This window comes from Ruegeria sp. HKCCD7296, assembly GCF_013110775.1.
Classification (GTDB): domain Bacteria; phylum Pseudomonadota; class Alphaproteobacteria; order Rhodobacterales; family Rhodobacteraceae; genus Ruegeria.
Genome location: NZ_WVRF01000003.1, coordinates 200,637 through 214,010, shown reverse-complemented (window position 1 = coordinate 214,010; position 13,374 = coordinate 200,637). Strand labels below are relative to the sequence as shown.

Below are 13,374 nucleotides of genomic sequence, written 5' to 3'. Positions count from 1 at the left end.
AACGGGTGGCATGAGTCTCTGGATCCCTGTCACCATCGCCGCCGCCAGTTTTCAAACTGTGCGTTTCATGCTGCAAAAATCGCTGAGCAGCGTGAAACTATCTGCGGCTGGCGCAACGTTTGCGCGCTTTGCCTATTCCATGCCGTTGGCCGTCGCAGGGTTGCTGGTCGCTTTGCAGGTAACGGGGGCAATCCTGCCAACGCTCAGCCCATTGTTCTGGATATACGCGGTGATCGGCGGGACGGCGCAAATACTTGCGACGATTTGTGTGGTGGCGCTGTTCAAACAGCGCAACTTCGCGGTGGGGATCACCTTCAAGAAAACCGAAGTGATTCAAACCGCGATTGTCGGCTTTCTAGTTCTGGGGGATCGCGTGTCAGCGGGCGCGCTGGTGGCTATTCTGTTGGGTCTTGCCGCAGTTCTGCTGCTGTCGAAAACACCCGGTGGTGACGGGGCATTGTGGCGGCATCTGACCAACAGGGCCTCAAAATTGGGGCTTGGTTCGGGTGTTTTGTTTGCCTTTTCCTCCGTCAGCTATCGCGGCGCCTCGCTGCAACTGGGCGACTTGGACGCATGGTTCAGGGCATTGGTCACTTTGGCTGCCGTTGTGACGTTTCAGTTCCTCAGCATGGGGCTTTGGCTGTTGTGGCGCGATCGGTCCGAGTTGATCGCAGTCTGGCAAACGCGATCTACTGGAGTCTTTGTCGGGCTGACAAGTTTGGGCGGGTCGTTTTGCTGGTTCTGGGCGTTCACTTTGCAAAACGCAGCGTATGTAAAAGCGCTGGGGCAGATCGAACTGCTTTTCAGCTTGATGGCCTCGACATTGTTCTTCCGCGAAACGATCACCCGGCGGGAGATCGCCGGAATGACCTTATTGGGGCTTTCGATACTGGCGCTGGTGCTGGCAATTTAGCCAGCACGACGCTCATCAAAGCTAAGAGCGATAAAGCTGGGCAGATGATCACCCATCCCCACAACAACCGGACCGTTATCGGCCTTGCGGCCTCGACCGCGTCCTTTCGGTTCGCGCTCTTTCCGGTTGTCCTTCGAGCCTTCCTGTTCCTTGGCCCTTTTCTCGGGCTTCGGTTTCTCAGACTTGGGTTTTTCAGGCTTGGGCTCTTCTTTGACCGGATTGTCGATGCGCGGGATGTCTTTCTGGATCAGCTTTTCGATTGCATCCAAAGCCTTCTCATCGCGGCCCGAGCAAATAGTGATGGCCTTGCCTTCGCGCCCGGCACGACCGGTGCGACCAATGCGGTGAACGTAATCCTCGGCATGGCCAGGTACGTCGAAATTGAACACGTGACTAACCGAAGGAATATCCAGGCCACGCGCAGCGACATCCGAGGCCACCAGCAGGCGTAGCGACCCATCGCGGAATCCGTCCAGCGTTTTCATGCGCTGCGACTGGTCAAGATCACCGTGGATCGCGGCGGCGTTATAGCCGTATTTCTTCAGCGATTTTGCGCAGATATCCACATCTGTCTTGCGGTTGCAGAAGATGATCGCGTTGGTGCATTTCTCACCTTCGGCATCGATCAGCGCACGCAGAACCTTGCGTTTGTTGCTGGCCTCACGATCGCGGCGACCGCCCTTGAACATGACGACGCCCTGTTCAATGGTCTCGGATGCGGTGGCCTGACGGGCAACCTCGATCCGGGCAGGGGCGGACAGGAATGTGTCGGTGATACGCTCGATCTCAGAAGCCATTGTGGCCGAGAAGAACAGGGTCTGGCGCGTGAACGGTGTCAGCGAAAAGATCCGTTCGATATCAGGGATAAATCCCATGTCCAGCATCCGGTCGGCTTCGTCCACCACCATGATCTGAACACCAGTCAGCAACAGCTTGCCGCGTTCAAAATGGTCCAGTAGGCGACCCGGCGTGGCGATCAGAACGTCAACGCCCCGGTCGATCAGCGCCTCTTGTTCCTTGAAACTGACCCCGCCGATCAACAGCGCTTTGGTCAGTTTCAGGTGCTTGGTGTATGTGTCGAAATTCTCGGCCACCTGCGCGGCGAGTTCCCGTGTCGGGCACAGAACCAGCGAACGCGGCATGCGTGCACGGGCGCGACCACGGGCCAGCAGGGTGATCATCGGCAGGGTAAAGCTGGCGGTTTTGCCAGTGCCGGTCTGCGCAATCCCCAGAACATCGCGACCTTCCAGAGCAGGTGGAATCGCACCTTCCTGGATCGGAGTGGGGGTTTCGTATCCGGCTTCCTCAATGGCTTTGAGGACCTTTGGGTTCAGGTTCAGTTCGTTAAACTTTGTCATGTAAGTCCGGTTTTTGCGGACACTTGACCTGGCCCGCGCGTCAAAGATGTGCCGGGCCCGGATGGCCATGCGCGCAATGCGCCTATTCGGCTTGGGGGCGGACATAACAAAAACGTAGGTCAGGGTCAAATGAAGTCCGCTTAGTGCGGGGCACGCAAAATGTTCGCGGGATTTTCCGCAACAATTCAGCAGGTTCCGGGGAAGTGTTTCTCCAGTTTTTCGTCCAGAGCCAATGGGCGGTGACGCAGTAGGTTGTGCTGTTCCAAACGGGCACGGACTTCGGGGTCTGCTCCGCTCATCTCATCGTAAAACGCGCGCAGCCCGTCTTTGCCTTGTTCGGCTTCGATCCAGTTGAGCAGTTCATTTTTGTTCAAACCACCCTGTTCGCGCGGTACGTTGGGTGCCATGCCTGCCTGATACGAGCCGCGATCAATACGAAACTGGTAATGTCCGATCCAGTGGTCCCAATCCGGTGCGTGCCGGTGGCACAGCTCGACCTCGGGCAACTCGTATTTGCAAGGCAGTAGCTTTTTGTTCTGAAACAGGTTGTGGATGCGGAAGTTCAGGTATTTCAAGCCAGTGCGAACGAACAGCTTGCCCTGCACATGGCTGAGAAAACCACCCAGAACAAACGCGCCATAGGTAGGGTAAATCGCTTCGACCAATGCCTCGCGGTTGGACCCCTGCGGAATGTGTGCCTTATAAAGATCGTCACCGCCAGCCAGGGCTTCCATAGGGCGGACGCGTGCGGCGTTGAGGTTGGGCGGCACGTTGCCCAGCACTTCGGCGATCGGGGTCGGGGACCAAAGAAACTCGTCTACATCGATATGCGTCAGCCAATCCAGGGGCGTGTTGCGATAGGCAAATGTCGCGTGAACCGTCTGACGGACCTGATGCTTTTCCGGCCTTGCGCGACCTCGCTTTTCCCAAAACGCATCGTCGCAGACCCGCACGCGCACTTTGGGGTGCATCCTGAGCGCCCGAAAGGTGCGCCGGTTGGGTTCGTCCATGTAGATATACATAAAGTCCGCGCCCAGTTCGAGGTGATGGGCCACGAACCGCAGTACGTTCTCGGTCGGGCCCCGAACCATCGAGACGATGCCCCAGGTGCTCATGCGCGCGTCGCGCGCGCGTCGCGCATCCGTTGCAGGCGGCGAAAGACACCGCCTGGGTCTTTGTTGAGTTCCGTCATCAGATGATCGACCAACGGCGCGATGGTCGGGTCGTGCATCGCTCGGGTCCAAATTGGGGCGATAAGATTGATGTCCAACCCGCCTTTTTCAAAGGAAAAACCCTTCATTTCGAAGGGTAAATCCACATGGTTTTTGTCCTCGAACCGAAAGGGTGTATCCGGGGCCAGGCCCGAGAATAGGCGTTCAAACTCGTAAAGCTTCATCAGACCAAACAGCATCCGCAACGCGTGACCCACCTCGCGCTGTGTCGCCGTCTGGCCGTGGTCCGCAAATGTCTGAACCGAAGACACCAGCCAGCGCAGGTCGAGTGTGGCCAGCAGGTGATCGGACTGTTCGTCCCACAACCGGCAGAATAGGGTTGGCGCGTGGCGAGGAAAAGACCGTTTTCTAAGGTTCGAAATCAATTGCGCGTTCAGGAAGGCCAATTCCGACTGGCCGACGAATTCGCGTGCGATTTGGGCGCGTTTGCGATCCCATGTGGTGCTGCGTCCGGCCGGCACTTCGGTGGCGCTGTCTGGAACCGTGCGTTCGGCCAGATCATCCAGATCGACGTCGGGATCAGGCAGGGTGAGGGCGCCGAACTGAAACGGACTGCGCCGGTTCTCATAGCTGTCCAGCATGTCTGGCAGACCACCGGGATAGGTCAGTTCGTCGTCACTCATGCGCGCAGGATTGCACAGCCTGGTTCGGCTGCGCAATCAGCCAGTTGGATCACACCATCATCTCTTTTGTCGCAGTCAGGTTCAGAGCCGGATAGTCGCGCACGACTCGGTCGATGTCCCATTGCAGGCGCGTCAGATAGACGATGTCACCGTCATGATCATGTGCGATGTGCTGCTTGTTGGCGTTGACGAACTTCTCGACCTCGGCCTTGTCACCGCTGACCCATCGGGCCGAGGTGAATTGCGACGCCTCGAACCGAACGGGCAGACCGTATTCCATCTCGATCCGGCTGGCGAGCACTTCGAATTGCAGCGCGCCGACGACGCCGACGATAAAGCCCGACCCGATCGAGGGTTTGAACACTTTGGCCGCGCCTTCTTCGGCAAACTGCATCAGGGCTTTTTCCAGATGCTTGGCTTTCATCGGATCGCCCGCACGCACGCCCTGCAGCAGTTCCGGCGCAAACGAAGGAATACCGGTCACGCGCAGTGCTTCGCCTTCGGTCAGTGTGTCACCGATGCGCAGTTGGCCGTGGTTCGGGATGCCGATGATGTCCCCGGCCCAAGCCTCTTCCGCCAGTTCGCGGTCGGATGCAAGGAACAGCACCGGGTTCGAGATCGCCATGGGCTTTTTGGACCGCACATGCGTCAGTTTCATACCACGTTTGAAGTGACCTGAAGCCATACGGACAAAGGCAACCCGGTCGCGGTGCTTGGGGTCCATATTGGCCTGAACCTTGAAGACAAAGCCTGCGACTTTCTTTTCATCGGGCGCAATCTGACGCGGTTCAGCCGACTGAACTTGCGGCTGTGGGCCATAAGCACCGATACCTTCCATCAGCTCTTTGACGCCAAACGAGTTGATCGCCGAACCAAACCAGATCGGGGTCATGTGACCTTCCAAAACTGCCTGCGGGTCAAGTGCTGGCAGCAGTTCACGCGCCATCTCGACCTCTTCCAGCAGTTTTTCCAGCAGATGCTCGGGCACATGTTCGGCCAACTTCGGGTCGTCCAACCCGTTGATTTCGATGCTTTCCGCCACCTTGTTGCGGTCCGCGCGGTCCATCAACTCCAGCCGGTCGCGCAGCATGTCGTAACAGCCGATGAAGTCACGGCCCACGCCAATCGGCCAAGCGGCTGGCGTGACGTCGATGGCCAGCATCTCTTGAATCTCGTCGATGATCTCGAACGTATCGCGGCTTTCGCGGTCCATCTTGTTACAGAAGGTCAGAATCGGCAGATCGCGCAGGCGGCAAACCTCGAACAGTTTCTGTGTCTGGCTTTCCACACCTTTCGCACCATCGATCACCATGACGGCCGCGTCTACCGCAGTCAGCGTGCGATAGGTATCCTCGGAAAAGTCGCTGTGACCGGGCGTATCCACCAGATTGAAGCGGAAATTGTCATAGTCGAACGACATCGCCGATGCCGAGACCGAGATGCCCCGATCCTTTTCCATCTGCATGAAGTCAGACCGTGTCCGCCGTGCCTCGCCCTTGGCGCGCACCTGACCGGCCATCTGGATCGCGCCCCCGTAAAGCAGGAACTTTTCCGTCAGCGTCGTCTTGCCCGCATCCGGGTGCGAGATGATGGCGAATGTCCGGCGGCGGGCAATCTCGGGCGGCAGGGTGGGTTGGTTCGAGGTATCAAGCATGAGCGCGCGTATATGCGGGGAAACCTGCCGAAGCAAGACAAAGGGGGTGGTTCGAATCGTGAGGGTATGGCAATAAGAACATATAGTGAACAAATAATGGAGAGGATCAATGAATTTGAAAGAGATTGCAGATGAACTGGTCGCCGGATGCCGTGAGGATCGCGCCAAGGAAAACCTGTCAAAGCTATACGCTCCGGATGCTGTTTCGATCGAAGGGCAGGATTTTCAGGGAATGGGGCGCGAAACCCACGGTGTGGAAGCCATACGTGGCAAGCATGAGTGGTGGGAAAGCGTCCATGACGTGTCGGGCGCATCAGTCAGTGATCCATTTCCCCATGGCGACGACCGCTTTGCCGTTATCTTCGAAGTGCAAGGCACTGTGAAAGAAACCGGCGAAGCCTTTGATATGCGCGAGGTGGCCGTTTACCACGTGGCCGACGGCAAAATCGTGCGAGAAGAGTTCTTTTACTGATCAACGATCCGTTTCTGGTCTTCCCTGTCTGGCCGGTGCTAGACATGCGGCAATGACTGACAGGGAGGATCCGATGGATCTGGGAATTCAAGGAAAGCGCGCGCTGGTTTGCGCCAGCAGCAAGGGATTGGGGCTGGGCTGCGCAGAGGCTCTGGCAGAAGCGGGCGTTGATCTGGTGATGAACGCCCGTGGTTCTGACGCGTTGGAGGCTGAGGCCGCGCGACTAAGGTCAGAGCACGGCGTCGAGGTGCAAGCCGTCGTGTGTGACGTGACAACTGCCGAGGGTCAGGCCCAGGTGATCGAATCCGCGCAGGGCGTTGATATTCTTGTGACAAATGCAGGTGGTCCCCCTCCGGGGCTGTGGTCAGACTGGGATCGTGATGATTTCATTGAGGCGTTGGATGCCAACATGCTAACGCCAATTGCGTTTATGAAAGCACTGTTGCCCGGAATGATCGACAAAGGATGGGGGCGTGTCGTCAACATCACTTCACAGTCGGTGCGTGCTCCGATCCCGGCCTTGGGTTTGTCGAATGCAGCGCGTACGGGGCTGACTGGATACGTGGCGGGTACGTCGCGTCAGGTTGCGCCCTTTGGGGTCAATATCAACAACCTGTTGCCGGGCATTCATGCCACCGATCGGGCGGATTCTTTGGATGGCAGTGTCGCAGCGCAACAAGGTATTTCGATCGATCAAGCGCGTGCAAATCGAGCCTCCACTATCCCTGCACGTCGTTACGGTACACGGCAGGAATTTGGTGCTGCTTGCGCGTTTCTCTGCTCGAAACAGGCGGGTTTCATAGTTGGGCAGAACATTCTGCTGGACGGTGGCGCCGGAAACATGACGATGTAAAGATGGCTCAGAATTTCTCTTTAAAAGACCAGTTGTTTAATGCGGAAAAAACCCGCTATCTCGCGGGGTTGTTTGATGCAGCTGACGCGTCTTTTGATGCCGAGGCGTTTCATGCGCAGGTTATGTCGCGCCTGCTGAAACTGGAACTGAAAGAGAGAATGGTGTGGATTTCAGACTGCCTGCAACAGGCAGTGCCGGGCAATTTACCAGCGGTTGCCCCTGTCATCCTGCGCGCTTTGCCGCCGCCTTTGGACCCCTCGAAGACAGATGATGATTTCGGGGATTTCATTTTTGGACCGTTGGGCGAGTGGGTTGCAGAGATCGGGCTGGATCACGTTGATCTGGCTTTGGATGTGCTGGAAGAGTTGACCCAGCGGTTTTCCATGGAATGGGCCATTCGCCCGTTTCTGAACCATGATCCAGACGCCGTACTAAAGCGAATGCAGACATGGTGCAGCCATGACAGCTATCATGTGCGCCGGTTGGTGAGCGAGGGCACGCGGCCCCGGTTGCCTTGGGGACAGGGGATTGGTCTTGATCTGGCAGATCCGCTGCCGCTGTTGGACCGGCTGCACGGGGACGGCACACGCTATGTTACCCGGTCTGTGGCCAATCATTTGAACGACATCACCAAGAAAAACCCTGATCTGGTTCTGGAACGCTTGGAAAAGTGGCGCGCTGATGGACGGCAGAACGTGGCTGAGTTGGACTGGATGACCTCACATACGTTGCGCGGACTGGTCAAAGCAGGACACCCCGAGGCGATGAAGGTTTTGGGGTATGACCCTGAGGCCAAGGTGGCGGTGTCAGTGGATCTGACCTCAGAGGCCCGGATAGGCGGGGCGCTGGAGTTTTCAGTTGCCCTGACCGGCGCAGGCGAGCAGCCTGTTCTGGTGGATTATATCGTTCATTTCCAACGTCCTGGTGGAAAAATCTCAGCCAAAGTGCACAAACTCAAACAGGCGTCGCTTAAAAATGGCCACTTGCACCTGAGTAAACGACACAAGCTGAAGGGCGACGCCACAACGTTCAAACTGGTGCCCGGCGCACATCGGCTTGAGGTGCAGGTGAACGGCAAGGTCCGCGCGGGCGTGGATTTCGAATTGCTGGGCTCGACCTGAAAAGAAACACTCACGCTTTTGTCAAAAGCAAAGGCTTTGGATTGCTTGGCGCGGCTTGCTGCATTACCTGCGAAGAAACCATGTTTGAGGGGAAGACTGCGATGAAGCACGAGTCGGTGCAGAATTACTATGGTGAGGTCCTGCAAAGCAGCGCGGACTTGCAGACCAACGCGTGCTGTACGCCTGATGACATGCCGGATCATGTCAAAAAGATCCTTTCGAAAATCCATGACGACGTGCTGACCCGGTATTACGGCTGCGGTCTGATCGCGCCTCTGGATCTCGAGGGCATGTCGATCCTCGATCTGGGCTGCGGCGCGGGGCGTGACGTCTATGCCTTGTCGGCTATGGTGGGTGAAAACGGGCGGGTTGTCGGTGTGGACATGACGCCCGAGCAATTGGACGTTGCCCGTGCGCATCAGGACTATCACGCCCAAGCCTTTGGCCACGCCAAAAGCAATGTAGAATTCCATCACGGTTATATCGAAAAGCTGGATGAGCTGGATTTGGAGCCCGGATCGTTCGACATCATAGTGTCGAACTGCGTGATCAACTTGGCGACCGACAAGGATGCGGTTCTGCGCGGAGCGTATCGGCTGCTGAAAGAGGGTGGCGAGATGTACTTCTCGGACGTTTACGCAGACCGCCGTATCCCGCAGGCGATGGCCGAGGATGAAGTGCTGTACGGCGAATGCCTGTCGGGCGCGTTGTACTGGAATGATTTCCTGTCGATGGCCCGTAAGGCCGGTTTCGGTGATCCACGACGCGAGACTCACCGTCCGTTGACTATCGAAAATCCCGTGCTCGAAGCACGTGTGGCACCGCTTAAGTTCCTGTCGGCCACGTATCGATTGTTCAAACTACCCGCGCTGGAGCCGGCTTGCGAAGACTATGGGCAGGCGGTGGTCTACAAGGGCACCGTGCCCAACGCACCGCATGAGTTTGTTCTGGACGATCACCACATCATCGAAACCGGCAAGGTCTTTCCGGTCTGTGGCAACACGTGGATGATGTTGCAGGATACGCGTTTCGCGCGGCACTTTGATTTTATCGGTGATTTCTCGACCCATTACGGCATCTTCGAAGGCTGCGGTGGCGAAAGCCCGTTCGAAGCCGTGGGTGAGACAGCATCTTCGGGCGGTGGTTGCTGCTGATCCCTTGCACCTGAGGGGCGGGGTTGCTATCCCCGCCTAAGCCCGATGGATTTGATCGGGAAAGGCAATTGGGGTCCATCGGTGACAGGTAACGTAACTCCTCCACGTCTGGAAATTCGCAATATTATCCGCCGGTTCGAAGGGCGGGTTGTGGTGGATGACGTGTCACTGACCGTTCAGGCGGGCAAGGTGACGTGTTTGCTGGGGCCGTCGGGCTGCGGCAAATCCACGACGCTGCGCATGATCGCCGGGGTCGAAATGCAGGACTCGGGCGAGATCTACGTAGATGGCAAGCTGATCTGCGACACGGTTTTCAGGGTGCCGCCGGAACGGCGTGAGATTGGTCTGATGTTTCAGGATTTCGCGCTGTTCCCACATTTGAGCGTGGCCAATAACGTGGCGTTTGGCTTGAAGGGCAGCAAGGACGAAAAACGCGCCCGGGTTGAAGAATTGCTGCGCAAGGTAGACCTGATGCGCTTCATCGACGGATTTCCGCATCAGTTGTCGGGCGGGGAGCAGCAGCGTGTGGCACTGGCCCGCGCATTGGCACCACGACCCCGGATCATGTTGATGGACGAGCCGTTTTCCGGCCTCGACAACCGCCTGCGTGATGGCATTCGGGACGAAACGCTGTCTATCCTCAAGGAAGAGGACGCCGCCGTTCTGCTGGTCACGCACGAGCCGGAAGAGGCGATGCGCATGGCGGATGAGATCGCGCTGATGCGGCGTGGTAAGGTGGTGCAGCAAGGCGCACCCTATAACGTTTACACCCGACCAGCGGATAAAGCCGCCGTGGCCTTTTTCAGCGATGTCAACGTGTTGCGGGCGCAAGTGAATGGGGCTTTGGCAGATACGCCGTTTGGTCAGTTTCTTGCGCCCGGCATCCCGGACGGCACGGATGTCGAGATTGTATTCCGCCCGCAGCATGTCAAACTGGATTTTGACCGCAACGGAAAGGGACCTTTGCCCACGCCGACAGATGGTGTGGCTGCGCGGGGTGTGGTCGAGCGCGCGCGCTTTCTGGGAAATGAGAGCCTTGTCGAGTTTCGCATGGATTACGACGGCTCAATTCTGAAGGCGACGGTTCCAAATGTTTTTGTACCGGGGCCGGGTCGCGTTATGTGGCTGACCATTCGCCGTGACAAATGTTTCGTTTTCCCTGACAGCAAAAGCTGATCTGACGATTTCCGCCTGAGTGGTGCGCGAAAGCCTCAGAATGCAGGCCTGCGTCGCTTGCCGCAACGCAGACCGGGGTCTATCAAGGGCCAAACGCGGGGGTAAATCGAGCACATGCGTATTCTTCTGACCAATGACGACGGAATCAATGCTCCGGGCTTGATCACGCTTGAGGCAATCGCAGCCGAACTTGCCGGACCGGATGGCGAAGTTTGGGTGGTTGCGCCTGCCTTCGAGCAATCCGGGGTCGGGCATTGTATTAGCTATACCCATCCCACGATGATCGCCAAGCTCAGCGAGCGACGCTATGCGGCCGAAGGGTCGCCTGCGGACTGTGTATTGGCTGGGTTGCATGATGTAATGGTGGACTGCCCGCCGGATTTGGTCTTGTCGGGCGTAAACCGGGGCAACAACTCGGCTGAGAACACACTTTACTCAGGAACCATTGGTGGTGCGATGGAAGCGGCGCTGCAAGGCGTGCCGGCAATTGCACTGTCTCAGTATTTCGGCCCACGTAACCTGGGGTTGGATGATCCATTTGAGGGCGCTGCGCGCTTTGGCGCCGACCTGGTCCGGCGTATTCTGGATGCCACTCCGACAGAGCAGGGTGATTACCGCCTGTTCTACAACGTGAATTTCCCGCCTGTGCCAGCGGATGAGGTGCTGGGCACACGCGTAGCGGCACAGGGTTTCCGGCGTGATACACATTTCTCGGTCGAGCCACACAGTTCGCCCTCGGGGCGGCGGTTCCTGTGGATCAAGGGCGGTTATCAGCACAACCCGACGGCGCCGGGTACCGATGCGGCGGTCAATTTGGAAGGTTACATTTCGGTTACGCCGATGCGCGCCGACTTGACCGCGCATGACATGCTGGAGGCATTGAAGGCAGTCGAATGAGCGGACTGGACCCCGAAACCGTAATGCAGTTCCTGTTTGCCCTGCGCAAAAGGGGCGTGACCGATGCGCGTGTTTTAGCGGCAATGGAGCAGGTGGATCGGGGGCGGTTTGTCACTGGCCTGTTTGCGGATCGCGCTTACGAGGACATGCCGCTGCCAATCGCCTGCGGTCAGACAATCAGCCAGCCTTCGGTTGTCGGGCTGATGACACAGGCGCTGGATGTGCGGGCGCGGGACACCGTGCTCGAGATCGGAACCGGCTCGGGCTATCAGGCGGCGATCCTGTCGAAACTAGCGCGCCGTGTCTATACCGTCGAACGTCACCGGCGGCTGGTGAGCGAAACGGGCAAGCTGTTTACCGATTTGGGCCTGACCAATGTCACCGCCATGTTGTCTGATGGATCCTTCGGTTTACCGGAACAGGCACCGTTTGATCGGATCATTGTGACAGCCGCAGCCGAGGACCCTCCGGGCCCGCTCTTGGCGCAGCTTAAAATCGGGGGTATTATGGTTTTACCCGTGGGGCAGTCGGATGCGGTGCAGCAGTTGATCAAAGTGACACGCACTGAAACCGGTCTGGACTATGATGAATTGACGTCAGTTCGTTTTGTGCCTCTGCTTGAGGGACTTGGGAAGGACGAGAAGTAACAGGCTTTGTGAGTTGGTCGCCGGAACCCCGGAAAACAGGGGCAGGCTTTGAGGACAGAATTATGAAAGCAGTATCCAAATCATCTATGCGCCGCTGTGCAACCGGACTGGTCGCTGTGGCAGTTCTGGCCGGGTGTGAAGGGCCTCTGGACTATGATTTGCGCGGGCAAGTCGGCGGGTTCTCGACCACCGATGCGGCGCAGTCGGCCACTACGTCGCGGCCCAAACCGGACAGTCGGGGCGTGATCACCTATCCTAACTATCAGGTTGTCGTCGCCCGACGAGGCGACACGGTGCGGGACGTAGCCGCACGGGTGGGCCTGCCGGAAGAGGAATTGTCACGCTTTAACGGTCTGCAGACAACCGACACCTTGCGCGAAGGCGAAGTGCTGGCGCTGCCGCGGTCAGTGGGTGCAGGAAGCGGAGTGGATATCGCCTCGGTGGCCGGAAATGCAATCGATCAGGCCCCGGATACAAACTCGGTTCAGACAACGACGTTGGAACCTGCGAAACCAGCGACATCCCCGGCTCCAGTGACCTCGGGGCCGGAGCCGGTTCGGCACAAGGTGAAGAGGGGCGAGACAGCCTATACCATCTCGCGGCTCTATCAGGTGCCGGTTGAAGCCTTGGCGGAATGGAACGGGTTGGGGTCAGATTTCACCGTGCGCGAAGGTCAGTTTCTGCTGATCCCGGTCAAGAACCAACCAGCGCCAAGGCAAAGCGCTGCTGCCGCAGCACCTGTTGCGGCAACGGAAGTGACCGAGCCGGGGCAGGGCTCGCCGACGCCGACGCCGCCAAGCGCAACGCAGCCTCTGCCTGAAGAAGATGTTGCGCCGCTGGCCGAGGCCCCCGATGTGACGGCCGAAGCCCCAACCAATACGCGGTCTTCAGCTTTGTCTCTGCCGGTAAGCGGCACCATCATTCGTGGGTATAACAAAGGCAAGAATGAAGGTATCGACATCGCAGCGGCACCCGGCACGGCGGTGACGGCGGCCGACGCGGGCACTGTTGCGGCAATTACGGCGGACGCGGATCAGGTTCCGATCATCGTGGTCAAGCACAAGAACGATCTGCTGACAGTCTATGCCAATGTCGATGATATCACCGTCAAGAAAGGCGACCGGGTACGTCGTGGCCAAAAGCTTGCGCAGCTGAGGGGCGGAGACAATGCCTATGTGCACTTTGAAGTGCGCAAAGGGTTCGAGTCAGTCGATCCAGAGCCTTACCTGAAATAAGGGCAATAGCCCGTTTCGGGCCATGCTTTTTGCGCAAAG

The 13,374-nt window shown here is 58.0% G+C and carries 13 protein-coding genes; 9 read left to right on the top strand and 4 right to left on the bottom strand.

Annotated elements, in window-relative coordinates:
• Window positions 1–10: 10 nt before the first annotated feature.
• On the top strand, window positions 11–913 hold the full coding sequence (locus GS632_RS06040; RefSeq protein ID WP_171721458.1) for a DMT family transporter: 903 nt from the start codon (window positions 11–13) through the stop codon (window positions 911–913).
• Here the strand turns inward: GS632_RS06040 and GS632_RS06035 are convergent.
• The 4 genes from GS632_RS06035 to GS632_RS06020 form a co-directional block, all read right to left on the bottom strand.
• Window positions 910–2,271: a DEAD/DEAH box helicase gene (locus GS632_RS06035; RefSeq protein ID WP_171179887.1), complete on the bottom strand. Its 1,362-nt coding sequence runs from the start codon at window positions 2,269–2,271 to the stop codon at window positions 910–912. The genes GS632_RS06040 and GS632_RS06035 overlap by 4 nt on opposite strands.
• A 185-nt stretch (window positions 2,272–2,456) precedes the next feature.
• Complete coding sequence (locus tag GS632_RS06030; protein ID WP_253284432.1) at window positions 2,457–3,386, bottom strand: glycosyltransferase family 2 protein; 930 nt, start codon at window positions 3,384–3,386, stop codon at window positions 2,457–2,459.
• Window positions 3,383–4,126, bottom strand: coding sequence for a hypothetical protein (locus tag GS632_RS06025; protein WP_171237705.1), 744 nt, complete (start codon window positions 4,124–4,126; stop codon window positions 3,383–3,385). Before GS632_RS06025 ends, GS632_RS06030 begins: the two co-directional genes overlap by 4 nt.
• Window positions 4,127–4,175: 49 nt before the next feature.
• Window positions 4,176–5,780, bottom strand: a complete 1,605-nt coding sequence (locus tag GS632_RS06020; RefSeq protein ID WP_171237704.1) for a peptide chain release factor 3 — start codon at window positions 5,778–5,780, stop codon at window positions 4,176–4,178.
• Window positions 5,781–5,889: 109 nt separating this feature from the next.
• Here GS632_RS06020 and GS632_RS06015 point away from each other — a divergent pair, with 109 nt between their 5' ends.
• From GS632_RS06015 to GS632_RS05980, 8 genes are all read left to right on the top strand, one after another.
• Window positions 5,890–6,252, top strand: a complete 363-nt coding sequence (locus GS632_RS06015; RefSeq protein WP_171237703.1) for a nuclear transport factor 2 family protein — start codon at window positions 5,890–5,892, stop codon at window positions 6,250–6,252.
• Window positions 6,253–6,325: 73 nt separating this feature from the next.
• On the top strand, window positions 6,326–7,105 hold the full coding sequence (locus GS632_RS06010) for an SDR family oxidoreductase (protein ID WP_171721525.1): 780 nt from the start codon (window positions 6,326–6,328) through the stop codon (window positions 7,103–7,105).
• A 2-nt stretch (window positions 7,106–7,107) separates the two neighbouring features.
• A complete protein-coding gene (locus GS632_RS06005; protein ID WP_171721457.1) occupies window positions 7,108–8,226 on the top strand; it encodes a hypothetical protein in 1,119 nt (372 codons plus the stop codon).
• A 101-nt stretch (window positions 8,227–8,327) separates the two neighbouring features.
• Window positions 8,328–9,380 carry a methyltransferase domain-containing protein gene (locus GS632_RS06000; protein ID WP_171179897.1) on the top strand — a complete coding sequence of 351 codons (1,053 nt, stop codon included), beginning with the start codon at window positions 8,328–8,330 and terminating at the stop codon, window positions 9,378–9,380.
• Window positions 9,381–9,425: 45 nt separating this feature from the next.
• The gene (locus GS632_RS05995; RefSeq protein WP_171721456.1) at window positions 9,426–10,556 is read left to right on the top strand and encodes an ABC transporter ATP-binding protein; all 1,131 of its coding nucleotides are present in this window, start codon (window positions 9,426–9,428) and stop codon (window positions 10,554–10,556) included.
• A 114-nt stretch (window positions 10,557–10,670) separates the two neighbouring features.
• Window positions 10,671–11,453, top strand: a complete 783-nt coding sequence (gene surE, locus GS632_RS05990) for a 5'/3'-nucleotidase SurE (RefSeq protein WP_171237701.1) — start codon at window positions 10,671–10,673, stop codon at window positions 11,451–11,453.
• The gene (locus GS632_RS05985) at window positions 11,450–12,100 is read left to right on the top strand and encodes a protein-L-isoaspartate(D-aspartate) O-methyltransferase (RefSeq protein ID WP_171179903.1); all 651 of its coding nucleotides are present in this window, start codon (window positions 11,450–11,452) and stop codon (window positions 12,098–12,100) included. The genes surE and GS632_RS05985 overlap by 4 nt, the downstream gene beginning before the upstream one ends.
• 62 nt (window positions 12,101–12,162) lie before the next feature.
• Complete coding sequence (locus GS632_RS05980) at window positions 12,163–13,335, top strand: M23 family metallopeptidase (protein WP_171721455.1); 1,173 nt, start codon at window positions 12,163–12,165, stop codon at window positions 13,333–13,335.
• Window positions 13,336–13,374: the final 39 nt, after the last annotated feature.